General features: G+C 61.2%; 19 protein-coding genes. 12 read left to right on the top strand and 7 right to left on the bottom strand.

Annotated elements, in window-relative coordinates:
* Positions 1 to 393 precede the first annotated feature (393 nt).
* From C2E25_RS02500 to C2E25_RS02465, 8 genes are all read left to right on the top strand, one after another.
* Positions 394 to 933, top strand: a complete 540-nt coding sequence (locus tag C2E25_RS02500; RefSeq protein ID WP_146032882.1) for a hypothetical protein — start codon at positions 394 to 396, stop codon at positions 931 to 933.
* On the top strand, positions 930 to 4,550 hold the full coding sequence (locus tag C2E25_RS02495; protein ID WP_103114212.1) for a nitrate reductase subunit alpha: 3,621 nt from the start codon (positions 930 to 932) through the stop codon (positions 4,548 to 4,550). Before C2E25_RS02500 ends, C2E25_RS02495 begins: the two co-directional genes overlap by 4 nt.
* Before the next feature lie 206 nt (positions 4,551 to 4,756).
* Positions 4,757 to 6,238 (top strand): nitrate reductase subunit beta, encoded by a 1,482-nt coding sequence (narH, locus tag C2E25_RS02490; RefSeq protein ID WP_103114211.1) that lies wholly within the window; start codon positions 4,757 to 4,759, stop codon positions 6,236 to 6,238.
* A gap of 2 nt (positions 6,239 to 6,240) precedes the next feature.
* Positions 6,241 to 6,810 carry a nitrate reductase molybdenum cofactor assembly chaperone gene (narJ, locus tag C2E25_RS02485; protein ID WP_103114210.1) on the top strand — a complete coding sequence of 190 codons (570 nt, stop codon included), beginning with the start codon at positions 6,241 to 6,243 and terminating at the stop codon, positions 6,808 to 6,810.
* A complete protein-coding gene (gene narI, locus C2E25_RS02480) occupies positions 6,807 to 7,487 on the top strand; it encodes a respiratory nitrate reductase subunit gamma (RefSeq protein WP_103114209.1) in 681 nt (226 codons plus the stop codon). The genes narJ and narI overlap by 4 nt, the downstream gene beginning before the upstream one ends.
* Before the next feature lie 35 nt (positions 7,488 to 7,522).
* Positions 7,523 to 8,812: an MFS transporter gene (locus C2E25_RS02475; protein WP_103114208.1), complete on the top strand. Its 1,290-nt coding sequence runs from the start codon at positions 7,523 to 7,525 to the stop codon at positions 8,810 to 8,812.
* 57 nt (positions 8,813 to 8,869) lie between these two features.
* Positions 8,870 to 10,474: an antiporter gene (locus tag C2E25_RS02470; protein ID WP_103114207.1), complete on the top strand. Its 1,605-nt coding sequence runs from the start codon at positions 8,870 to 8,872 to the stop codon at positions 10,472 to 10,474.
* A gap of 41 nt (positions 10,475 to 10,515) precedes the next feature.
* The gene (locus C2E25_RS02465) at positions 10,516 to 10,956 is read left to right on the top strand and encodes a PAS domain-containing protein (RefSeq protein ID WP_103114206.1); all 441 of its coding nucleotides are present in this window, start codon (positions 10,516 to 10,518) and stop codon (positions 10,954 to 10,956) included.
* Here C2E25_RS02465 and C2E25_RS02460 read toward each other — a convergent pair.
* From C2E25_RS02460 to C2E25_RS02450, 3 genes are read right to left on the bottom strand one after another with little or no spacing between them, the layout of a single operon-like run.
* Positions 10,913 to 11,467 (bottom strand): shikimate kinase, encoded by a 555-nt coding sequence (locus C2E25_RS02460; RefSeq protein WP_103114205.1) that lies wholly within the window; start codon positions 11,465 to 11,467, stop codon positions 10,913 to 10,915. The two genes, C2E25_RS02465 and C2E25_RS02460, sit on opposite strands and share 44 nt — an antisense overlap.
* A gap of 10 nt (positions 11,468 to 11,477) precedes the next feature.
* A complete protein-coding gene (locus C2E25_RS02455; protein ID WP_103114204.1) occupies positions 11,478 to 12,554 on the bottom strand; it encodes a GPMC system family 4 glycosyltransferase in 1,077 nt (358 codons plus the stop codon).
* Positions 12,551 to 13,372: a carbohydrate deacetylase gene (locus tag C2E25_RS02450; RefSeq protein ID WP_103114203.1), complete on the bottom strand. Its 822-nt coding sequence runs from the start codon at positions 13,370 to 13,372 to the stop codon at positions 12,551 to 12,553. Before C2E25_RS02450 ends, C2E25_RS02455 begins: the two co-directional genes overlap by 4 nt.
* 475 nt (positions 13,373 to 13,847) lie before the next feature.
* On the opposite strand from C2E25_RS02450, the gene C2E25_RS02445 reads away from it, so the two are divergent.
* Complete coding sequence (locus C2E25_RS02445) at positions 13,848 to 14,852, top strand: PEP-CTERM sorting domain-containing protein (protein WP_233189306.1); 1,005 nt, start codon at positions 13,848 to 13,850, stop codon at positions 14,850 to 14,852.
* 187 nt (positions 14,853 to 15,039) lie between these two features.
* On the opposite strand, the gene C2E25_RS02440 is transcribed toward C2E25_RS02445, so the two are convergent.
* The gene (locus tag C2E25_RS02440) at positions 15,040 to 16,038 is read right to left on the bottom strand and encodes an NAD(P)H-quinone oxidoreductase (RefSeq protein ID WP_103114202.1); all 999 of its coding nucleotides are present in this window, start codon (positions 16,036 to 16,038) and stop codon (positions 15,040 to 15,042) included.
* A 197-nt stretch (positions 16,039 to 16,235) separates the two neighbouring features.
* On the opposite strand from C2E25_RS02440, the gene C2E25_RS17770 reads away from it, so the two are divergent.
* A complete protein-coding gene (locus tag C2E25_RS17770) occupies positions 16,236 to 16,805 on the top strand; it encodes a rubredoxin-like domain-containing protein (protein WP_233189305.1) in 570 nt (189 codons plus the stop codon).
* Between the two features lie 281 nt (positions 16,806 to 17,086).
* Positions 17,087 to 17,773 (top strand): NAD(P)/FAD-dependent oxidoreductase, encoded by a 687-nt coding sequence (locus C2E25_RS02430; protein ID WP_103114201.1) that lies wholly within the window; start codon positions 17,087 to 17,089, stop codon positions 17,771 to 17,773.
* A gap of 176 nt (positions 17,774 to 17,949) precedes the next feature.
* Here C2E25_RS02430 and C2E25_RS02425 read toward each other — a convergent pair whose 3' ends face one another.
* Together C2E25_RS02425 and C2E25_RS02420 are read right to left on the bottom strand one after the other, a co-directional pair.
* Complete coding sequence (locus C2E25_RS02425) at positions 17,950 to 18,648, bottom strand: response regulator transcription factor (protein WP_103114200.1); 699 nt, start codon at positions 18,646 to 18,648, stop codon at positions 17,950 to 17,952.
* The gene (locus C2E25_RS02420; RefSeq protein ID WP_103114199.1) at positions 18,645 to 19,607 is read right to left on the bottom strand and encodes a sensor histidine kinase; all 963 of its coding nucleotides are present in this window, start codon (positions 19,605 to 19,607) and stop codon (positions 18,645 to 18,647) included. The genes C2E25_RS02425 and C2E25_RS02420 overlap by 4 nt, the downstream gene beginning before the upstream one ends.
* 140 nt (positions 19,608 to 19,747) lie before the next feature.
* On the opposite strand from C2E25_RS02420, the gene C2E25_RS02415 reads away from it, so the two are divergent.
* The gene (locus tag C2E25_RS02415) at positions 19,748 to 20,833 is read left to right on the top strand and encodes an NAD(P)H-dependent flavin oxidoreductase (RefSeq protein ID WP_199177352.1); all 1,086 of its coding nucleotides are present in this window, start codon (positions 19,748 to 19,750) and stop codon (positions 20,831 to 20,833) included.
* A 214-nt stretch (positions 20,834 to 21,047) separates the two neighbouring features.
* Here C2E25_RS02415 and C2E25_RS02410 read toward each other — a convergent pair whose 3' ends face one another.
* Positions 21,048 to 23,174, bottom strand: coding sequence for a 3'-5' exonuclease (locus C2E25_RS02410; RefSeq protein ID WP_158247095.1), 2,127 nt, complete (start codon positions 23,172 to 23,174; stop codon positions 21,048 to 21,050).
* Between the last annotated feature and the right edge of the window lie 7 nt (positions 23,175 to 23,181).

Below are 23,181 nucleotides of genomic sequence, written 5' to 3'. Positions count from 1 at the left end.
AGGCAAAAATTGCCACCTGACTGACCATCCGGGGCACCTGTTGCCCTGTCACTGGTGTTTTTAAGACTTCCTTTCTCAGCAAGATCATTCCCGTTTACGGGTAAAATGTCGGGATTGCCGATTTTTTATGAAAACGATCGGCATTCAACGACGCCATCCTTGACAATCCCGGTTAGTTTTTTTGACCCCGGTCAAAGACCACGACAAAAAACTGTTCTAAACAACATTCAGAACGTATTTTCCCGCGCTTTTCCGAACTGAATAGTTGCACAGCCCGGAAAACGTGCTTGGCTTGAGGATGTCAACCTGGGGCGGTTTGCGTGGTTCAGCCTCCGGCCGGGTTGGTGTTCTGTCCGGATCAGGAATTCATATTCTGCCCGAAGGAGACAAGAGATGAACAGACGAAGCGGGATGGGTGGGTGCTGGCCGCTCACCATGGTCGTGACGCTGCTGGGGGTGTTGCTGGCCGGCGGCTGTCTGGCCGCTTCCGGCGACGCGGCGCGCGGGGCACGGCTTTTTTCCGGAAGTGCGGCATTGAGCAACGGGGGAGCTCCCTGCCTGGCCTGCCATGGTTTCGCCGCGGCGGGATTCGGCGCTGCCGGGGGGGCGAGTTTCGGGCCGGATCTGAGCAGCCTGAACGAAGATTACGGCGACGACGGCGTGGCCGAGGTGCTGGCCGCTCTGCCCTTTCCGAGCATGTTGCCGATCTATGCCAAGCGTCCCTTGACGGAGCAGGAACAGGCCGATCTCGGGGCCTTCTTCGCCGCCACGAGGACCGGTGCCCTGCCGGGCGTGGGGAGACTCGCGGCGACGGTTCTAGCGGCGCTGGTCATCTTTGTCGGCCTCATCGGTCTGCTCGGACAACGCCGTTTGCGCGCGGTCCGGCGGCCGCTGGTTGAACAGTTCCGCAACAGGGGAGGGAAACAGGCATGAGCTGGATCAAGGATATCGTCGACCCGAAGTCGCGGGCCTGGGAGGAGTTCTATCGCAACCGCAACCAGTGCGACAAGGTGGTGCGCAGCACCCACGGCGTCAACTGTACCGGCGGCTGTTCGTGGAACGTGCATGTCAAGGACGGCATCGTCGGCTGGGAACTGCAGGCCACCGACTATCCCGAACTGGAGGAAGGATTGCCCCCCTACGAGCCGCGCGGCTGCCAGCGGGGGATCTCCTTCTCCTGGTATCTCTACAGCCCGCTGCGCATCAAGTATCCCTACCTGCGCGGCGTGCTGACCGACCTCTGGCGGGCGGCCCGAGCCAAACATGATGATCCGGTGGCCGCCTGGGCCTCCATCGTCGAGAACGAGGCAAGCCGCACGAGTTACCAGCAGGCCCGCGGCAAGGGTGGCTTCCGCCGTTCCAGCTGGGACGAGGTCGAGGAGATCATCGCCGCCTCGACGGTCTACACCATCAAGAAATACGGCGCCGATCGGCTGGTCGGCTTCTCGCCGATCCCGGCCATGTCGATGCTCAGCTTCGCCGGCGGCGCGCGCTTCATGCAGCTTCTCGGCGGCGTCAACCTGAGCTTCTACGACTGGTACTGTGATCTGCCCAACGCTTCGCCGGAAATCTGGGGCGAGCAGACCGATGTTTCCGAGAGCGCCGACTGGTACAACAGCAAGTACATCGCCATCATGGGCTCCAACGTCAACATGACCCGCACCCCGGATGCCCATTTTCTAGGCGAGGCTCGTCACAACGGCTCGAAAGTGACAGTCCTCTCCCCCGATTTCAGCATGACGTCGAAGCACGCCGACTGGTGGATTCCCAGCCATGCCGGCCAGGATGGCGCCTTCTGGATGGCGGTCAACCACGTCATCCTCAGCGAATTCCACCATAAGGCGCAGACGCCCTATTTCATGGATTACCTCAAGCGTTACAGCGACACCCCCTTCCTGGTGAAGCTGGAGGAGCGCGATGGCGTCTACCACGCCGGGCGGATGCTCGCCGCCGATGCCCTGAAGGGGTATCGGGACGAAGAGCATGCCGCCTTCAAGTACCTGGTCTGGGATGAAAAGGCCGCCGCGCCGCGCATGCCGCTCGGTACCCTCGGTTTCCGCTGGCAGGAGAAGAAGGGTGAGTGGAACCTGCAGATGAAGGATGGTCGCGACGGCAGCGACATCGCGCCGGCGCTGTCGCTGCTCGCCGCAAAGGATGACGAGCTGCAGGTCGCGTTCGATGATTTCGGTGCCGCCTCCAGCGTTCGGCGCGGGGTGCCGGTGCGCTACATCGAGACCACCGGCGGCCGAGTGGCGGTGACCACGGTCTATGACCTGCTGATGGCCCAGTTCGGCGTCAACCGCGGCCTGGCGGGAGATTACCCGACCGACTACGACGCCGAGAACAGCCCCTATACCCCGGCCTGGCAGGAGAAGTTCACCGGCATCGACCGCGCCAATGTTGTGCAGTTCGCCCGCGAATGGGCCTTGACCGCGGAAAAGACCGAGGGCAAGTGTTCGATCATCATCGGCGCCGGGGTCAATCACTGGTACCACGCCAACCTGCTTTACCGCGCCGGCATCGTTTCGCTGATGCTGTGCGGCTGCGTCGGCAAGAACGGCGGCGGCCTCAACCATTACGTCGGCCAGGAGAAGCTCGCCCCGGTCGCGCCCTGGGCCACCATCATGGGCGCCCTCGACTGGAACAAGCCGCCGCGGTTCCAGAACGCGCCATCCTACCATTATGTTCACAGCGACCAGTGGCGCTACGAACGGGCCGCCGACGAGGCCCGCATCCAGCCGGTCGCGGAGCACAACGCCATCACCGCCGGGCACACCATGGATCACCAGGTGCGCGCGGTGCGCAACGGCTGGCTGCCTTTCTATCCGCAGTTTGACCGCAACCCGAGCGAGGCGGTGAAACAAGCCGAGGCCGCCGGTGCCGCCAGCAACCAGGAGATCGTTGACTGGACGGTCAAACAGCTGGCCGAGAAGAAGATGAAGTTTGCCGTCGAGGACCCCGACGCACCGGAGAACTGGCCGCGGCTGTGGATCATCTGGCGCGGCAACGCCCTGATGTCGAGCGCCAAGGGACACGAGTACTTCCTCAAGCATTACCTCGGCACCCACACCAATACCGTCGCCCCGGAGACCGCCGAGGAATCGGTCAAAGAGGTCAAGTGGCACCCGCAGGCCCCGGAAGGCAAGCTCGACCTGGTGGTCGACATCAACTTCCGCATGGATACCTCGGCGCTCTATTCGGATATCGTGCTGCCGACCGCGACCTGGTATGAGAAGGACGATCTGAACAGCACCGACATGCACTCCTTCATCCACCCGCTACAGGCGGCGGTACCCCCCTGCTGGGAGTCGAAGAGCGACTGGGATATCTTCAAGGGGCTGGCGAAGAAGGTCAGTGAACTGGCCGAGACCCATCTGCCGGAGCCGGTGCGCGACATCGTCGCCGTGCCGCTGCAGCACGATACCCCGGCCGAAATGGCCCAGCCGGAGATCAGGGACTGGAGCAAGGGGGAGTGCGAACCGATTCCCGGCAAGACCATGCCCGCCCTGGTGGTGGTCGAGCGGGACTACAAGAACCTCTACAATCGCTTCATCTCCCTCGGCCCCGGCGCCCGGGGCGGCATCGGCGCCCACGGACTCTCCTGGTCGATCGAGGACTATTACGATGAGATGGCCCAGGGCCCGGATACCGTCGAGTGGGGCGGCAGCAAATATCCCAGTCTGGTCGATGCCAGGGACGCGGCCGAGATCATCCTCAAGCTCGCTCCCGAGACCAACGGCGAGATGGCCTGCCGCGCCTTCGCCGCTGAAGAGAAGAAGGTCGGCCTGCCGCTGGTCGACCTGGCGGAGCCGACCCGCGGTGTCCGCACCACCTTCGCCGATCTTGACCGGCAGCCGCGGCGGTTGCTGACCAGCCCGATCTGGAGTGGCCTGAGCAATAACGGCCGGGCCTATGCGGCCTACTGCCTGAATGTCGAACGGCTGGTTCCCTGGCGCACCCTGACCGGCCGCCAGCACTTCTACCTTGATCATCCGGGCTATATCGCCGCCGGAGAGAACCTGCCGACCTACAAGCCGAAAGCCGATCCGAGTTCCCTGCAGGATCTGCTGGTGACGCCGGGCGACAGCAGGAGCATCATGCTCAACTACCTGACGCCGCACGGCAAGTGGGGCATCCACAGCACCTACGGCGACAACCACCGCATGCTGACCCTGTCGCGCGGCTGCCATCCCTTCTGGATCAACGACCAGGATGCCGCCGAGATCGGCGTGGTCGACAATGACTGGGTCGAGGTCTGCAACGATCACGGCGTGGTCGTCACCCGGGCGGTGGTCAGCGCCCGCCTGCCGCGCGGGATCTGCATCCTCTATCATTCCCCGGAACGGACCGTCGGTGTTCCCAAATCGCCGTCACGGGGCAACCGCCGGGCCGGCGGGCACAACAGCCTGACGCGCATCCGCCTCAAGCCGAACCTGATGCTCGGCGGTTACGGCCAGTTCACCTACGGCTGGAACTACTGGGGCCCGACCGGTGCCAATCGCGACACCTTCATCAGGGTGCGCAGGCTGGACGGGGAGCCGCAATGGTGATGGGATATGTTGCCGTAGGGGCGAATCTTGTATTCGCCCGAGGCGGATGGTGAACCCGGGGCGATCACAAGGGTCCAGGGCGATCACAAGGATCGCCCCTACGCGGACGGACGGTGGATGGATGTGATTACCGTAGGGGCGCATCTTGTATTAGCCCGGGGCGGACGGGGCATGACAACAAAATGGGATTTATCAGGAGATAAACCATGAATATTCGCGCACAGGTGTCATCGGTTTTCCACCTCGACAAGTGCATCGGCTGCCACACCTGCAGCATCGCCTGCAAGAACCTCTGGACCGATCGCAAGGGCGCCGAGTACATGTGGTGGAACAATGTCGAAACCAAGCCGGGAACCGGTTATCCAACCCGCTGGGAGGACCAGGAGCAGTACCGGGGCGGCTGGGAGAGAGCGGAGGCGGTGCTGAAGCTGGGCGGCCGCGGTGGTCTGCTTGGAAAAATCTTTTACAATCCGGCCCTGCCGGACATGGATGACTATTACGAGCCGTTCACCTACAAGTATGGTGACCTGATCAGCGCTCCGGCCGGCAACGACCAGCCGACAGCGCGGCCGGTTTCGATGGTCACGGGTAAGCCGATGAAGATCGAGGCCGGTCCCAACTGGGACGACGATCTCTCCGGCTCCAACGTCTACGCCGCCAATGATCCCGGCGTGGTCAAGCTCAGCGACGAGGAACAGCAGCAGATGTTCGCCATCGAGAAGATGGTGATGTTCTACCTGCCGCGCATCTGCAACCACTGCCTCAATGCCGGCTGTGTCGCCTCCTGTCCGTCGGGAGCGATCTACAAGCGCGGTGAGGACGGCATCGTGCTGATCAACCAGGACAAGTGCCGCGGCTGGCGGATGTGCGTTTCCGCCTGCCCCTACAAGAAGACCTACTACGGCTGGACCACCGGCAAGAGTGAAAAATGTATCCTCTGCTACCCGCGCCAGGAGGCCGGGGAAGCACCGGCCTGCTTCCATTCCTGCGTTGGTCGCATCCGCTACCTGGGGGTGCTGCTCTACGATGCCGATCGTATCGAGGAGGTCGCCCTCAACGAAGACCGTGATCTGGCCGCCGCCCAGCGCGACATCATTCTTGATCCCTTCGACCCGCAGGTTCAGGCCGACGCCCGCCGGGCGGGCATCCCCGAGCAGGTGCTGCAGGCGGCGCGGAAATCGCCGGTCTACAAGTTTGTCAAGCAGTGGGCCGTGGCGCTGCCGCTGCATCCGGAATTCCGCACCCTGCCGATGCTCTTCTATGTGCCGCCGATGCTGCCGGTGATTTCCAGGGAAAACCAGGGTCGGCAACAGCTGGCTGACGAGTTCTTCACGACTCTGGAAAAGGCCCGGCTGCCGATCAGGTACCTGGCCGGGCTGTTCGCCGGCGGCAACGAAGAGGAGGTCAAGGCGGTCTATCGTCGGTTGATCGCCGTCCGTATGCAGCGTCGTTCGGTGTCGGTCGGTGACCTCGATGCCGCCGAAGTGGAGAAGGCGGCCGAGCTGGCCGGACTCACCACAGACCAGATCGACGCCCTCTACCGGATGACCGCTCTGACCCGCATCACGGAACGGATCGTGGTGCCGCCGATGCTGCGTGAACAGGCGATCGAGGCCGGTATGGATCCGGAAGAATACAAGCAGGGCATGGGTTTCGGCAGCCGCAAGGCACCGAAGAGGAGGTGGTGAGGATGCTGGAACTGCCCAAGCACCAGGAAATCTGCCGCCAGTTTGCCGGGCTGCTCGCCTATCCCGACGAAGCGCAGCTGACGACCCTGGATTCCCTGTCCGCGACGCTGCAGCCGGTCGCGGCCGAGGCTGCGGAAATGCTGCACAATTTCGCTGCCTTCCGTGAACAACAGGCCCCGTCCCGGGTCGAGGAGGTCTATACCTCCTGCTTCGACCTGCAGCCGAGCTGTCATCCCTACGTCGGCTACCAGCTGTGCGGTGAAAGCCAGGCCCGCATCCTGTTCCTGATGCAGCTCAAGAAGCTTTATCGTGAACACGGTTTTTCGGACGAAAGCGAACTGCCGGACCACCTGGTGACCATGCTGCGTTTTCTCGGCAGCACCGACGATCAGGCCTGCCGTGACGAGATTATCGCTGACGGTCTGCGCCCGGCGCTGGAGAAGCTGGTCGCCGGATTCGACGGCGAGGAGCAGCCGTATCTCGACCTGTTGCAGGCGCTGCGGAGCTTTCTCAATCTTCCCCTTGCGGCCGAGGGATCGGCCGCGGGGCCGGAGAAGGAGTGTGACTCATGATGGATCTGATTCTGTTCGGCATCTTCCCCTATGTCGCCGTCGCCCTGGCGGTTGCCGTCGGCATCTACCGTTACACCATTGACCGCTATTCCTGGTCGTCCCAGTCGTCCCAGTTCCTGGAGAAGAAGGCGCTGTTCTGGGGTTCGGTTCCCTGGCATTACGCCATTCTGCTGATCCTGCTGGCCCATTTCCTCGCTTTCCTGGTGCCGGGCGCCTGGGACGCGCTGCTCGAGGCGCCGTTGCGGCTGTTGCTGCTGGAGGCGACCGGCATGGCGCTGGGGATCTGTACCCTGCTGGCGCTGCTGCTGCTGATTGTCCGTCGGGCCGGAAACGCCCGCCTCTGCGCGGTCACCACCAGGGCCGACTGGCTGCTGCTGATTCTGCTGCTGCTGCAGGTCGCGACCGGCGTCATCATCGCCACCACCCTGCGCTGGGGAGGCCTCTGGTACGCGCACACCATCTCGCCCTGGCTCTGGTCGCTGCTGACTCTGCGGCCGGACATCCAGTATCTGGCGGTGATGCCGGCGGTGGTCAAACTGCACGCCTTCAACGGTTTTCTGCTGCTGGCGATCTTTCCCTTCTCGCGCCTGGTGCATGTGGTCAGCGTCCCCTTCACTTACCTCAGCCGTCCCTACCAGGTGGTGGTCTGGTACCGGCGGCGCGCGCGGCTGGGATGAATCCTTTTCCCCCTGTTCCTGAAAGGAGACCCGTCATGAGCCAGATCAAGGGAACATCTTCCAGTGGACTGTTTGGTGCCACCTTGGGCTTCTTCTTCGGATTCGCCGCCGTGGCCCTGTTCGGCCCGACCGCCGGGAAGTTCAAGGCTGTGATGCCGCTCAGCCCGGCGCAGATTGGCCTGCTGGTGGCGGCCCCGGCCCTGTCCGGTTCTCTGTTGCGCATTCCCTTCGCCGCCTGGGTTGATACCACCGGCGGTCGCAAGCCGTTCCTGGTGCTGATGGTCCTGTCCCTGCTCGGGATGCTCGGACTGACCCTGGTGATCTTCACCCGCTACCCGGATGGCATGACGGCGGGGCTCTACCCGCTGCTGCTGCTGCTCGGGGTCCTCTGCGGCTGCGGAATCGCCACCTTCTCGGTCGGTATCGGCCAGGTCTCTTACTGGTTTCCGATGTCCCGGCAGGGGCAGGCGCTCGGCATCTACGCTGGGGTCGGCAACCTGGCGCCGGGGATCTTTTCCTTCCTGCTGCCGTTGGCCCTGTCCTCGCTGAAACTGGGTGGTTCCTACCTGGCCTGGCTGCTGTTTCTGGGGCTGGGGACCGTACTCTACTTCCTGACCGGGCGCAATGCCCCTTATTTCCAGGCCGTTGCCGGGGGCGAAGGGGATGAGAAGGCGCAGGAGATTGCCCGCCGGGAAGGGCAGGAGCTGTTTCCGGCCGGTTCGCTGAAGGCGAGCCTTGGGCATTCGGCGAGAACCTGGAAGACCTGGGTGCTGGTGGCCATCTACTTCACCACCTTCGGCGGCTTCATCGCCATGACCGCCTGGCTACCGGTTTACTGGACCAGCTACCTGAAGGTCAGCGCCGTCGCCGCCGGGTTCCTGACCGCGCTCTACTCGATTCTCGCTTCCCTGATCAGGGTCTACGGCGGCAAGGTGTCGGACCGGCTCGGCGGAGAAAATACCGCTATCGGGTCGATGGCCGTCATGTTGGCCGGCGCCCTGCTGATGAGCTTCTCAGCGGCCCTGCCGCTCTCGGTGGTTGGTGAGATCCTGATGGCAGTCGGCATGGGAGTCGGCAACGCGGCGGTCTTCAAGCTGGTGCCGCAGGAAGTCCCGGACGCCGTCGGCGGAGCCGCTGGTTGGGTCGGGGGGCTTGGCGCCTTCGGCGGCTTCGCCATTCCGCCGCTGCTCGGGGCGATGGCCAAGGGCCTCGGCAGCGTTGGTTACGCGCGGGGATTCATCATTTTTGCGGTCCTGGCGCTCGCCTCACTGCTGCTGTCGTGGTTGCTGAAGAAAACCCATACACCGCGGGCGCAGCGCGCCTGAAACCAAACCTTGTTTTCATGTCACGGCGGGAGCCGGAAGCTGTAAGGAAGGGTCAATATGTCAATCAATCTGGACAAGTGGGATGTCGAGGACGAGCAGTTCTGGAATTCCGAAGGCAAGAAGATCGCCACCCGCAACCTGTGGATCTCGATTCCCAGCCTGCTCTGCGGTTTCGCCGTCTGGCTCTACTGGGGGATCATCACCGTACAGATGATCAACCTCGGCTACCCCTTCAGCCAGTCGCAGTTGTTCACCCTGTCGGCGATTGCCGGCCTGACCGGCGCCACCCTGCGGATTCCGAGCTCCTTCCTGATCCGCATCGCCGGCGGCCGCAACACCATCTTTCTGACCACGGCGATGTTGATGATCCCGGCGATCGGCACTGGTTTCGCCCTGCAGAACCGGGCTACGCCGATCGAAGTCTACTACCTGCTGGCTCTCTTCTCCGGCATCGGCGGCGGTAACTTCGCCTCCTCGATGTCGAACATCAGTTTCTTCTTCCCCAAACGGGTGCAGGGGACCTCGCTCGGATTGAACGCGGGACTGGGCAACTTCGGTGTCACCACCATGCAGATCGTGATCCCGCTGGTGATGACCTTCGGACTGTTCGGTGGTGAGCCGCAGACCCTGATCAATACCAGCGGCACCCTGATCGGCAAGATCCCGGCCGGCACCGAGACCTTTATCCACAATGCCGGTTTCGTCTGGCTGCTGCTGCTGGTGCCACTGGCCTTTGCCGGTTTTTTCGGCATGAACAACATCACCACCGAAACCGTTTCACCGAACCTGGCATCGACGCCGAAATGCTTCGCCATGATCCTCGGCCTGCTGGCGATCGCCTTCGTTACCTCGATTGGCGGCCTCTACCTGTTGCTGCCGCCACCGGTCGGCCTGGGGCTGCTGAGCAAGTGGATCGTGCTGCCGCTGGTGATCGCCGCCACGGTCTATGGCATGAAGCACCTGACCACCGGCGGGCTGCGTGAAAATCTCAACCGCCAGTACCGGATTTTCAACAACAAGCACACCTGGGCGATGACCATCATCTACACCATGACCTTCGGATCCTTCATCGGCTACTCGGCGGCCTTCGCCCTGTCGATCAAGGTCATCTTCGGTTTTTCGCACATCATGGTCAACGGGGTCATGACCCACAACACGATCAACCCGAACGGTCCCAGTGCGCTGATGTTCGCCTGGATGGGGCCCTTCATCGGCGCCCTGATCCGTCCGGTCGGCGGCAAGATCGCCGACAAACTCGGCGGCGCCATCGTCACCCAGTGGGTCTCGATCGTGATGGTTCTCTCGGCGCTGGGCTGCGCTTATTTCATGAAGGCCGCCTACGCTTCAGCGACGCCGGAGGACTACTTCGTTCCGTTCCTGGTGCTGTTCATCGTGCTGTTCACGGCCACCGGGGTCGGCAACGGCTCGACCTTCCGTTCCATCGCGGTGATTTTCGACAGCGAACAGGCTGGGCCGGTACTGGGCTGGACCTCGGCGGTCGCCGCCTACGGCGCCTTCATCATCCCCAAGGTGTTCGGCGAGCAGATCAAGGCCACCACGCCGGAGTATGCGCTTTACGGCTTCGCGATCTTCTACTTCGTCTGCCTGGTGATCAACTGGTGGTTCTACACCCGCAAAAACGCTTATATCCAGAACCCGTAACGGAACTCACAGATTCAGGAACCAGCTATGGAGCAGATCTTATGACTGATTTTGAGACCGGCAAACTCTGCGAACGGATTGTCAATCAGGCCCCGGACGCGATTCTGTTCGCCGACAACCGGGGTGTCATCCGTCTCTGGAACCAGGGGGCGGAGCGGATTTTCGGCTGGCCGGCCGCCGAAGCTCTGGGTAAGCCCCTCGACCTGATCATTCCCGAGAAGCTGCGTGGCAGGCACGGGGAGGGTTTCGCCAGGGTGATGGCGAGTGGCCAATCGCAATACGGAACCGATCTGCTGTCGGTGCCCGCGACCCACAAGGACGGTCACCGGCTGTCGGTCGACTTCTGCATCGTCATGCTCAAGGATGATCAGGGACGGGTTGAAGGAATCGCGGCGATCATGCGCGACATGAGTGCCCAGCGGCAGAAGGAGAAGGAACTCAAGGAGCGGGTTGCCGAACTGGAGGGACCCCTGAATCAGTGAGTTCCTTTTTTACCCTTATGCAGATCTCTTCCACCACCTCTTCCAGGTTCTTCCCCCCCTCATCGATAGTGATTTCGGCCCAGTGCCGGTAACGCGGTAACCGTTCGGCATAGAGTTCGGCGAGACCGGTTCCGGGATCGATGACCAGCCCGCGGCTTTCCATATCATGCAGACGTTGTTCCAGTTCGTCCAGCGGGACATCGAGAAAGATGAGGGTGCCGATGGCGGCCAGGTGGCGCATCGCCGCCTCGCTGTAGATCGCCGAACCGCCGGTGGCGACCACCGCGTTGCAGACGTTGCATTCCAGCAACACCTGTTCTTCCAGTCGACGGAAAGCGGCTGTCCCATCGCTGTCGATGGTTTCCTGCAGCAGTTTGCCAGTGCGCATCTGGATCAGCAGGTCGGTATCGACGAAGCCGAATCCGAGACGTTTGGCCAGTATGACGCCGACGGTGCTTTTGCCGGCGCCCGGCATGCCGGTCAGGATCAGGTTGGACCGTTCGTGACTCATAGAGGGAAACCTAGCATGGTTTTGCCGGCTTGTCTCCGCTCCCGGTCCGCTCATCGGCAGCGGCGCTGCCGGCCATGATGGCGGCGAGAATGGCAGCGAGAATGGCAGCCAGCCGCCGACCTTCGGTATCGGCGGCATAGCTGTGTGGATCAGGGCGGCTGAGCCGCCGGCGCAGCTCGGCATCGTCCTGCAGCCTCAGGGCCTGGTGCTGAAATTCGTCATCGTCGGTATAGAGCAGGCCGTTGTGCCCGGGGCGGACCACAGCCCGGTTGCCGGGGATATCCCGGGCGAGAATCGGTCGGCCGATGGTGGCCGCCTCGACCAGGGCGTTGGCAACCCCTTCGGAAACCGAATTGTTGAGAATCAGGTCGGCCTGACGCATCGCGGAAGGCATGGCGGCGCAGGGAATTTCGCCCAGGTAGCGAGCCCGGGGATGGTCCTTGAGCGCGGTGATGAAGGCCGCGCCGTAGCTATGGTCGAGGATGGGACCGCAGAAAGCGAGGCAGGCCGGTCTCCCGCTCCGGAAGATAGCGGCACTCATCCGCAACAGTTCCAGGTTTCCTTTGACCGGCCTGATGCTGGCCGGGTGAAGCAGCAGCAGATCTTCGCTGTCGAGCTGTAATCGCTCCCGCAGGGGAAATTCGGCCGCGCCCAGTTCGATGCCCGGTGGCAGCAGCCGCAGCTTGTCGAGCCAGGGGAGGTCTTTCTTTTGCAGTTGCTCAAAGGCGATCCGGTTCTGCACGATGACGGTTGCCGCCTGCTGGTGAACCTGCCGGATGACCGCGGCCCGGCCCGGGATGTCAAGGTCGCGGTTGATGTCGGTGCCGGTCATCAGCACGGCGAACGGGATCCGGTCGGCGGCCGGAACCTGCAGCCAGGGCCGGCCGCTGCGCCAGGCATGCAGCAGCAGGGCGAGATCCGGACGCTGTTGCCTGAGTTCGGCGACAATGGGAGCGGGGTCCCAGGGGTCGGTTTCCACCCGTCGGATCTCCCAGCCCAGTTGTCGCAGTCGGCCGGCGAAGCGGGAGGCGGTCACGTGGTTGCCGGTAGTCCGGGACTGGCGGGGGATGACGATCAACAGCTTCACTGTAAAGCTCCAAAATCGATCAGGCGGATGCCGTGTTGTTCAATCAGGTTGTCGAGATGAGGGTCCAGCAGAGCCTGCAGTTCAATTTCGCGCGGCGGGCCGCCGAAGGGATTCTCCCGATCGACATGGCCGGGGTGGACCATCAATTCCCAGTCGCCCGGCGGCAGCTGCCGGATGATCTGTTCCAGTGCCGGGCGGTCGAGCCGGTTGAGCCGGGGCATGCCGAACAACCCCCGTGGCGTCCGGACGGACCGTTGTTCAAGTTGCTGCCGGAGCGCGGGAATGAGCCGCCGGTAGAGTGCCAATTCCTCTCCCAACGCACCCTCGGGATCGTCTGCCGGGTCCTCTGCCGGCAGCGGCATGCGCAGCGCCCGGATATCGTACTCGCCGGCCAGATCAAGAACCAGCCCGGTCATGGATGGAAAGAGGAAAAAGTGCTGATGGGTATCGATGTGGTCCGGGGTCGGACCCAGTTCCAAGATTCGTTCGATCTGGGCGGCCAGCTCCCGGCGGATGGCATCCGGTTCGGGATTGCCGCTGATCAGTATCCGGCGCAATTGTTTTTTCCCCGGAAAACGGCCGTTGCCGGCGCTCAGCCCGGGGATGGGACCGGTCAACGGGTATCCGTCAGCCAGGTTGAGGTGGATGCCGATGGGCAGACCCGCATCCTCGGCCATGGTGACCGCCCCGCTGGTGTGAGGGGCATTGGCCAGCAGCGAGGCGCTGGTGACGATGCCCTGGCGGAAGGCTTGCAGGATGCCCCAGTCGGTGGCACTGCCGGCGCCGAAATCATCGGCGTTGACAATCAGGCGTCGCATGCGCAGACCCCCCGACAATGATGTGGGCCCGGTCGATATGGGAACAGGTTGTTGATGTTCACTGTTGCTTCACCCTGAGTTGATGCCCTTACCGTGGTCGGAAGGATAGCATAAATGTTCAATTCTCTTTTCATCTTTGATGGTCTCGCAAAAAAGCATCAAAGATGATGGGGTCGATTTTTTTTACAACCCGCGAATGGTTATTGTTGCGCGAAACGCCGTTGTTTTTCTGACTGTCGTTGAAGCTGCTGAAATAAAATGGTTTTCAGGGGTCGTCCGGTTTACGGCCGGTTGTCGTCGGGTTTTTTGACAGAGTTTCTTCCCGGCCCTCCTCCAGCCTTTCAACTTATTGAAAATACATGAAAATCTTTTTGGCATCGAACTTGATGTTCCGGGAAGCATGGACCGCTTGTCCGGTCGATGTTGACCGGCCATCTGCCAATCACGGTTGTCGTGCACATAAGAGGAGAGGACAATGAAGAAAATATGTTTTTTGTGGGCCCTGGGCATGGTTTTGACGGCTTCGTCGGCACTGGCGGTGGGGTATTATGAATTTTCCACGTTCGCGGGTTCCGGTTACGAAAATGATGTCGCGACCTATGGCAATGAAATCTACTATGGGGGGGGGACGAGTGTCTATCGGACCAGTGTCTCGGTCGCGGATATGGCCAAGGCGGACGAGCCCTATTACCTGGCCGACGGGACAACGCTGAATCCCAACTACCAGCCCCGGAGCTTCACCTCTCCGGTGGCCATCAGTCTTTCCGGTTACAACGGTTCCCTGAATGGCCGCAGCGTCGGCGAGATGTATGTCGACGACAGCTACCTGTATACTCTCGGTTACCGGCAGAATCTGACGGCTGCCGGCTACCGCAACGAGGTTGTCAAATTCGACAAGGCGACCGGCAATTATGTCGAAACCGTGGCGAGTACGCCCACGGCCGGTGGTGCCATTACCGGCACGGGCTGGGGCAACTTTTCCCTCCTCTCCTACGGTGATGGAAAATGGTGGGTGGGAAATGAAGATCGCAAGGTCTACAGCCTTTCTCCCGGGGACAGTGACTGGACCTACCAGTTTACCTGGGCCAACATGGCCGGTTCTCACGGTGACGGCCTGGAATTCGTCAACGGATACCTGTTCGTTTCCGACATGACCTCCAACTACATTGCCCAATGGGGAATGGGCGACAATCCCGACACGGCGACAACCGAGACCGGCTGGAACGAATGGAACCGGTTCGCTTATGAAGAGGTCCTCGGGACGAAGGGCAAGGCTGTTGAGGGCATGGGCTTCGGCGCCCTGAATCATTTCTGGGCCGGCAGTGGCAGTTATCTCTATGAACTCGGCGGGGGAGAAATCCAGCAGTATGTCGGCGGCGGTGATGACGGCCCACCGCCGGTGCCCGAACCGGGAACCCTCTTTCTGCTCGGCGCGGGCCTTTCCAGCTTGGTGCTGGCACGGCGGCGCAGATCCGAATGATCTGGTTCCTTTTCGTCGAGGTGATTGGATTTGAAAAAGGGATGATGTTGACGGTCTGTCGGGACCGGGTTCAGGCTGCCTTTTGCAACATCCCCCCAGGGCGGCCATGAAGAGAACCGGCAACGGAATGAATGATCCGTTGCCGGTTCTTGTTTTGTCCAACGGCAGGTGAATCTGACTCCGGAGGTTAACTGAGTTTCAGCACGATCTTGCCGAAATGTCTGTCTTCTTCCATCATCCGATGGGCGTCCCGGATCTGCTCGATGGGGAAGACCTGCTCGATGATCGGCACCACTTTGCGTTCGGCGAAAGCGGGCAGGGCGCGTTCCGTGAACAGGCGAACGATCTCCCCTTTTTCCGACACCGGGCGGGAGCGCAGTACCGAGCCGATGATCTCCTGGCGTTTGACCATCATCAGCGCCAGATTCAGTTCCGCCTTGATGCCGCTGATGATGCCGATGATCACCAGGCGGCCGGCGTAGTCGAGAGAATCCATGTTTGGTTTGAGGTACTTGGCACCGACGTGGTCGAGGATCATGCCGACCCCCTTTTTGCCGGTGTTTGCCAGGGTCCATTCCTTGACCAGACCGGAAAAGTCGGGGGTGGTGGTGAAGTCGATGCACAGGTCGACACCGAGTTCCCTGACGCGTGCTTCCTTGTCGGGGTGGGTGGTGACAATCAGCCTGCTGTTCGGCGTCAACGCCCTCGCCAGTTGCACCGCCGCGGTGTTGACGCCGCCGCCGCCGCCATGGAAGATGGCGGTTTCGCCGTCGGCCAGGCGGCCGAGAACGAAGACGTTGTGAAACGCGGTGATGTAGGATTCGCAGACACAGGCCGCCTCCTCGAAGCTCATGCTTTCGGGGATCGGCATCAGATGGCAGCCGTAGGCGACCGCGTACTCAGCATAGCCGCCACCGCCGACCAGTGACATGACCCGGTCGCCGACCTTCCAGCCCTTGACATCGTTGCCGAGTTCTTCAATGGTGCCGGCCACTTCGAGGCCGAGAATCTCCGAATCTCCCGGCGGCGGCGGGTACTTGCCTTCACGCTGCACCAGGTCGGGGCGGCTGATGGAACTGGCCACTACCCTGATCAGCACTTGATCCGCTCTCGGCGCCGGTTTCTCGGCTTCGCCGACTTTCAGGACTTCGACCCCGCCGAAGCCGTCCATCAAAACTGCTTTCATTGTCTCTCTCCTTGAATAGACTCACTTTGGATGATGCGCAGGTGCCTTGATTATAGGCATTTGCCCGTTGCTTGCAAGCTTTTCACGGTGATGGCGCTTGCCTGGCAGGATTGTCTCCGTTAACATCTTGGAAGACCGTTCTCCGTGCCCGTTTGCTCTCCGCCGGGAAAATCGATCCCCGATGAAGGTATCTGTCAATGGCCAAGCAACAATGGAAGTGCATCGTCTGCGGCTACATCCATGAAGGTTTGGAGCCGCCGGAGATCTGCCCGGTCTGTGGTGCCGGACGGGACCAGTTCATTCCACTGGAGGCGCAACCGACGAACCTGATCCATGATCTCTGGCATACCTTCCGCCTACACGCGGTGATGGCTCATTTTCCCAATGGACTGGTTCCGGCGCTGTGGGTTTTTCTGCTGCTGTTCTGGGTCACGGCGCGGCCTGCATTGGCCGAGGCTGTCTTCTGGCTGCTCCTGCTGACGGTGCTGACGGTGCCGGTTTCGCTGGTTTCGGGCATTTATGACTGGAAAACCCGTTACGGCGGTGAAAAGGCTCCCATCTTTTTGAAAAAAATCATCCTGGCGGCCGTCCTGTTCGTGGCCGGTTGCGGTGCCCTGTTTCTGCATCTTGCCCACCCTGAATTGCCTGCCGGGGGGGGCGTGGCGGCGTTTCTTTACCTGTTCTGCCTGGCGGTGATGATGGCCTGCGCGGCGCTGCTCGGTCATTATGGCGGCAAGCTGGTTTTTCACTGGAAAACGCGCCGCTGAGAGGGGCTGAAAGAATGCCGCCAAGATACCAAGAACGCCAAGAAAACCCTTTTAACGGAGAGACGCAGAGAGGGAGAGGCGCAAAGAAAATCAAATCTGGCTTATGGGTTTGAACCCAGGCAAGGGGGTTTGTCTTTCTCTCCGCCTCTGCCCCTCTCCGTCTCAGCGTTGAGAGCTTTTGAATTTCTTGGCGCCCTTGGGAGCTTGGCGGCCCAAAGGGTTTTAATTTTTTCTTTTTTTCGCGTTGATCGCCTTCTTTTTGTTGTCACGAGGTTTGTTGCATGAGTGAAGAAGTGCCCAAAAAGGATCTCCCGGCCAAGGGGGCTATTGTGCAGCGCGACCGGCAGACCTATGGCGTGGCGCCGCACACCCCGGCGGGCATCGTTACCCCCGATGTTTTGCGCAAAATTGCCGATGTGGCTGAACGGTTCAAGGTCGGCCAGATCAAGCTGACCAGCGCCCAGCGCATCGCCCTGCTCGGTCTTGAGGAAGAACAGCTTGACGCAGTCTGGCGGGATCTCGGCATTCAGCCGGGAGCGCCGCTCGGGCTTTGTGTCCGTTCGATCAAGGTTTGTCCCGGCACCGACTGGTGCAAGCGCGGGCAGCAGGATTCGCTCAGGGTCGGCCTTGAGGTCGATCGCCGCTACCATGGTATGCAGCTACCGTGGAAGTTCAAGATGGGAGTTTCCGGCTGCGCCAACGACTGCGCCGAGGCCTGCCTCAAGGATATCGGCCTGATCGGCACCCTGAAGGGCTGGAATCTGATGGTCGGCGGCAATGGTGGTGGCCTGCCGCGTCTTTCACGTCGCCTGTTTCAGCATGTTCCGACGTCTGAAGAGGCGCTGGTGATGGTTGACCGGCTGGTGGCGTGGTTCAGGCGTCGAGAGCGCAAGTGCCGGTTGGGGAAATTGCTCGACGAGGTCGGGGAGGAGTATATGCGCCAGGTGGCGCTGGGGAAAGAGGACTGAAAAGCACCCGTCTGCAGTGTTGCCTGCAACCCTCGTCGTTGCGGAGCCGCTGCCGCTGCACCTCACCCCTCGGGCCGCAAGACGCCTTGCATCCAGGCACTTTTGTCGTCTCCAACAACGCGTTCAGATAATAACAAACCCAAACCTTCAACAAGCTTAAGGTGGGCCTCCCTGCTTCAGTCCTCTCCCCGCACAAACCGGTAGCCTCGTCCGCGGACGGTGAGAAAGTGCCGCGGCTCGGCCGGATCGGGTTCGAAGTACTTGCGCAGCCGGGCGACGAAGTTGTCGAGGGTGCGGGTCTCGGTGGCGGGGTCCATGCCCCAGGCCTGTTGCAGCAGTTCGCCGCGTGACAGGATTTCCCCCTCGTGTTCGAAGAAAACCTGCAGCAGGCGGATTTCCTGCTCGGTCAGGCGAATTTCTCCCCTCCTCCCGTCTGCCAGGCCTTCAGACAGATCGACCCGGTTGTTGCCGAAGATGGTCTCGCCGGTTGCTGCTGGCCGGTACCACTCGGAGCGTTTCAGCATCCCCCGGACTCTCAGTAGAAACTCGTCCAGGGAGAAAGGTTTGGTCAGGTAGTCATCAGCGCCGAGCTTCAGCCCCTTGATCCGGTCACGTTCCTCGGATCGGGCGGAGAGGATCAGCACCGGCAGGCGCGGCAGTTTTTCACGCAGCCGGCGACAGACTTCGTAGCCGGAGATGCCCGGTAGCATCAGGTCGAGAACCAGCAGGTCGATCTTTTCCCGTTGCAGCAATTCCAGGCCGGTTTCGCCGCTTTCCGCGAGCAGCACCCGGTAGCCTTCGGCCTCAAGATTGAAGACCAGACCGCCGGCGATATGCTGTTCATCCTCGATTACCAGAATACAGGGACGGTTCATTCACCTTTCTCCACGATCGGTCCTTGCCAGGCCGGCAGCAGAATATGGACCGTTGTCCCCTGCCCCTTGCCGGCGCTTTCCAGCCAGACCCTGCCCTTGTGCAGGCGGATGATGACCCTGACGATGAACAGGCCCAGCCCTGATCCGCGAATGGTTTTTCCGGTTCCCCGCACCCGATAGAACATCTTGAAGACCTTTTTCAGGTCTCTTGCGTCCAGGCCGCGTCCGCGGTCGCTGAAGCGGATATGCAGCTGTTTTTTTTCCCGCTGTAGTGAAACGTTGATCTGTGGCGCGTCTTCCGAGTAGAGCAGGGCGTTTTCAAGCAGGTTGCGAAAAACCGTTTCCAGCGATTCGGGATCCATGCGCGCCCACAGTCCAGGGGGGATGTCGAGCCGCATTTTTCCCGCGCGCGGCAGGGAAAACTGGAGATCCTTGAAATAATTTTTCATCAGGGCTGAAAGATCACCCGGTTTGAGAGTCAGCTTGAGTCCCTTGTGTTCGAGTCGGTTGACAGTCAGCAGGTTGCTGGTCAGGGTGTCGAGCCGCTGGGTGTCGGCGAGCATGGTGTCGATGAAGGAAGCCAGCTGGTCCGGGTCCGGTTGACGCCGGCGGATGGTTTCCAGGTGCAGGCGCAGTGAGGCAAGGGGGGATTTGAGTTCGTGAGTGACCTGGGCGATGAAATTACGCTGCGCGCGGTTGAGGCTGATCTGCCGGCGCCAGTAGATGAAGATGACATAGACCCCGGCCAGGATGGCCACCAGCAGCAGGATGCCCTCCACCAGGATCATCCAGTCCAGTCCTCCGGTCGGCAGTTCGGTACTGTATTTTTCCGCCAGTGCGCGCACCTGCCGGTGCTTGCCCATGAACCAGTAAATCCAGCCGACCAGCAGTACGATCCAGACCAGTTGCAGACCGATGAAGGTGAAGATGGGATTGACCAGTTTCTGAAAGAGTTTCATGTTGTTGGATATAGCATCCTCCCGGTTTTCCGACAAGTTTTACAGAACTTTGACAGAAGAAGTTGGCGTATTTTGCTAACTTTTATCTTGAAAAGTAAGATCAATCACCGATTTCACGCGATTCAACCAAGGAGAGTCTCATGTTGCCAGCTTTGACCATTGGAAAACACCAGGTCCCGTTTCCCCTGATCCAGGGGGGCATGGGGGTGCGTATTTCCGGCGCCTGCCTGGCTGGCCACGTGGCGCGTTGCGGCGGAGTCGGCCTGATCGCTTCGGCCGGGATTGCCCTGAACAGCCGGTTTTATGACGGCAGCAACTATCTGGCTGCCGACACGCTGGCCCTCAAGGAAGAGATTCGCAAAGCCTACGAGATTGCCCCTGACGGGGTCATCGGGGTCAACTGCATGGTCGCTGTCAGCGATTACGACGCATTGATTCAGGCCTCCTGCGAGGCGGGCGCGAAAGTCATTGTCAGTGGCGCAGGGTTGCCGCTCAACCTTCCGGGGTTGACGGCCGATTACCCGGATGTCGCCTTGGTGCCGATTGTCTCCTCGGTCAAGGCGGCCGACCTGATCGTGCGCAAGTGGATCAAGGGTTATGACCGGTTGCCCGATGCGGTGATCGTCGAGGATCCGGATACCGCCGGTGGGCATCTTGGTGCCAAACCGGAGGATATCGGCAACGGCAGCTACGACCAGATGGCCACGGTGCGCGGTGTCAAGGAACTGTTTCGCTCTCGTTATGGCGCCGATGTCCCGGTGATCACCGCTGGAGGCGTCTGGGATCGCGACGATTTTCTCCGGGCCCTGGAACAGGGGGCCGATGGCGTGCAGATGGGCACCCGTTTCGTCACCACCGAGGAGTGTGATGCCGACCCGGCCTTCAAGCAGGCCTATCTTGACTGCCGTCAGGAAGATATCGGCCTGCTGATGTCCCCGGCCGGACTCCCCGGGCGGGCCTTGACAGCCAATGTCGCGGCGGTGGAAGAACGGGAAAAGCGCCTCGCCACCCGCTGCCCTTCGGGTTGCCTGAAGAAGTGCAGCTACAAGGTCAACCAGGAACGCTTCTGCATCGTTCACGCTCTCGACCGCGCCCAGCGAGGCGATGTCGAAACCGGGCTGATCTTCTGCGGTACCAACGCCTGGAAGGCCGACCGGATCGAGACCGTGCAGGAGATTTTCAACGAATTGTTCGACCTGGACAACGAAGAGGTGGTCAACCAGTAGCCACCACCGGTTTGTTCCGGGATACCGACCTGAAAAGCCCCGCCGGCAGTTGCCGGCGGGGCTTTTATCATGTTTGCCTGAACGCGCTGTTGAAGGCGACTCAAAAGGGCCTGGATGCAAGGCGCCTTGTGACCCGAGGAGTGAGGTGTAGCGGCAGCTACTCCGCAGCGACGAGGGTTGCAGGCAACGCAGCAGACGGGTGCTTTTCAGTCGCCTAGAACTTGAGCTTGTTGAAGGGGGATGCTGCCGACGCCATCAACACCTCCTCCAGGGTGTTGATACCCTTCGATTCGAGCAGGGCGATCAGCTTGACCAGCACCTCGGCGGTTACCAGCGCGTCGCCGAGGGCGGTGTGACGACCGACGATGGGGATGCCGAAGCGCTTGGCGATGGCGTCGAGGTTGTGGTCGTCCTGGTGGGGGCTGGCGACCCAGGAGAGGAGCAGGGTGTCGATGACCGGGTGGTCGAATTTGAGGCCGGTCAGTTCCTCTTTCATCTGCAGGAATTTCATGTCAAAGGCGGCGTTGTGGGCGACCAGCACCGAGCCTTCACAGAAATGATGAAATTGCGGCAGTACCGTTTCGATGGTCGGCTGGCCCCGCAGCATCTCCGGCTGGATACCGTGGATGGCAATCGAGGTCTGTGGCAGATGACGCCTCGGGTCCACCAGTTGATCAATGGTTTCGTCGTAAAGAATTCGGCCGTTGACGATGCGTACGGCGCCGATCTGGATAATCTCATCTCCCTCCGAGGGGGAGAGCCCGGTGGTTTCGGTGTCGAAGACCACGTAGGTCAGCTTGCGCAGCTCCATCTGTCCCATTTCCTGCCAGCCGGGCTGGTGAAACAGATCGAATTCGTAATAGATCGGACGGTGTTCGGGGCCGTTCTGTTCTTCGAAATGGGTTTCCGGATCGGCTTTGGAAAGCGTAACCATGACCCCTTCGCAAAGCTCAGCATCAGCAGGGATCGGCTGCACTTGGCCGCCGGCGCGTTCGATCACTTCAACGACCGAGACCATCCGGTCGCGGGCGTCGCGGATCAGCGGGCGGCGCTGCCAGCGTTTGATCTCCCTGATGTCGAGCCGGCATCCCGACCAGTGAATTTCGAGGGCGGCGAACTGCTCGGTGAATTCCCTGATCCGAATTTCGATGCCGGCCAGGTCGGGATGTTTCTGCAACTGACCGGTGAGCTGGGAGATTCCCTGCAGGACCGTGTAGCTGCCGGTGCGCAGCCAGAGATCGGCAATCGCTTCGCCCTTGATCGGCATGTGGAGTCGCTCTCGCATATGCCGACGGATCAGTTCGAGCAGGTCGGCGGCGAGAATATTTTCGGTCTTGCTCGGCGCGACCAGGTGCCTGGCATATTCATCCTTGGCATAGAGCAACTGTTCTTCCAGCGCTTCGGAGGCCCGGTCAATGATCTGTCGCTGGTTGTTCAGCTCGTCCGGGTGTATTTCCGAACTACTGAGGATAGTCAAGATGGCGGAACGTATCTCGCCAGTTGAGTAGCGCATCGCCTCGGTCAGGGTCTGGAACAGGGCATCCCGTTGCAGCTCGGCGGAGAGCTGGCCGGTCATGTCCTCCATGGCCAGGACAAAGCCGGAAATGCGAACCTGGTCGCTGCGTTCATCAAAAACCGGAGCCATGTTGACCCGCAGGCTCAGGTTGTCGTGCACGGTCATGACGAAATGAGTGGTCGGGGCCTTCTGACCATTGCGAACCGCGTTCTGCAGGACATCCAGCCCGTGAATGATAGGCTCCCGGTCGAGGACGGCAAAGATCGAACGACCGAGTCCGACCAGTTTGTCGGGTTGCTGAAGCAGTTTCTGCGCCTGGGTGTTGTAGAGCAGCACCAGTCCGTCGGTGTTGCAGACCAGAACGCCGTTGGGCAGTTCGGACATCAGCGCCGCCAGTCGGTTGCGTTCGGCGTGCAGTTCCGCCCGGGCCTTGTCGATCTGTTCCCGGACCTCGGTCTGCAACTTCTGGTAGGCCTCGGCCGATTCATTGATGACATGGGCCAGTTGGACAACTTCCTTGGCGCCCTTCGGTTCGATGCGGTGTTCCGGGTTGGCGATGGAGATCAGCTTGGTCTCCTCGCCGAGGCGCAGGATTGGGATGATGTAGAAATGGAACAGCAGGCTGACCAGCCCGCCGATAATCAGGCAGAGAGTGATCGCACCGAGGATCGGGTAGGGGACCAGTTTGTCGGAGAGACTCTCGAAGTACTGCTGTTCCTCACCGCTGAGGTGATACCAGGAGGCGAGAAAACTGCCGAGGATGACAGAGAACATGATCAGGACGACGGCCAGCAGGAACAGCCAGTATTTGACAATCGGTTTCATAGCGGTC

This window comes from Geothermobacter hydrogeniphilus (assembly GCF_002898515.1).
GTDB lineage: Bacteria > Desulfobacterota > Desulfuromonadia > Desulfuromonadales > Geothermobacteraceae > Geothermobacter_A.
This window is presented reverse-complemented; position numbering and strand designations above follow the sequence as displayed.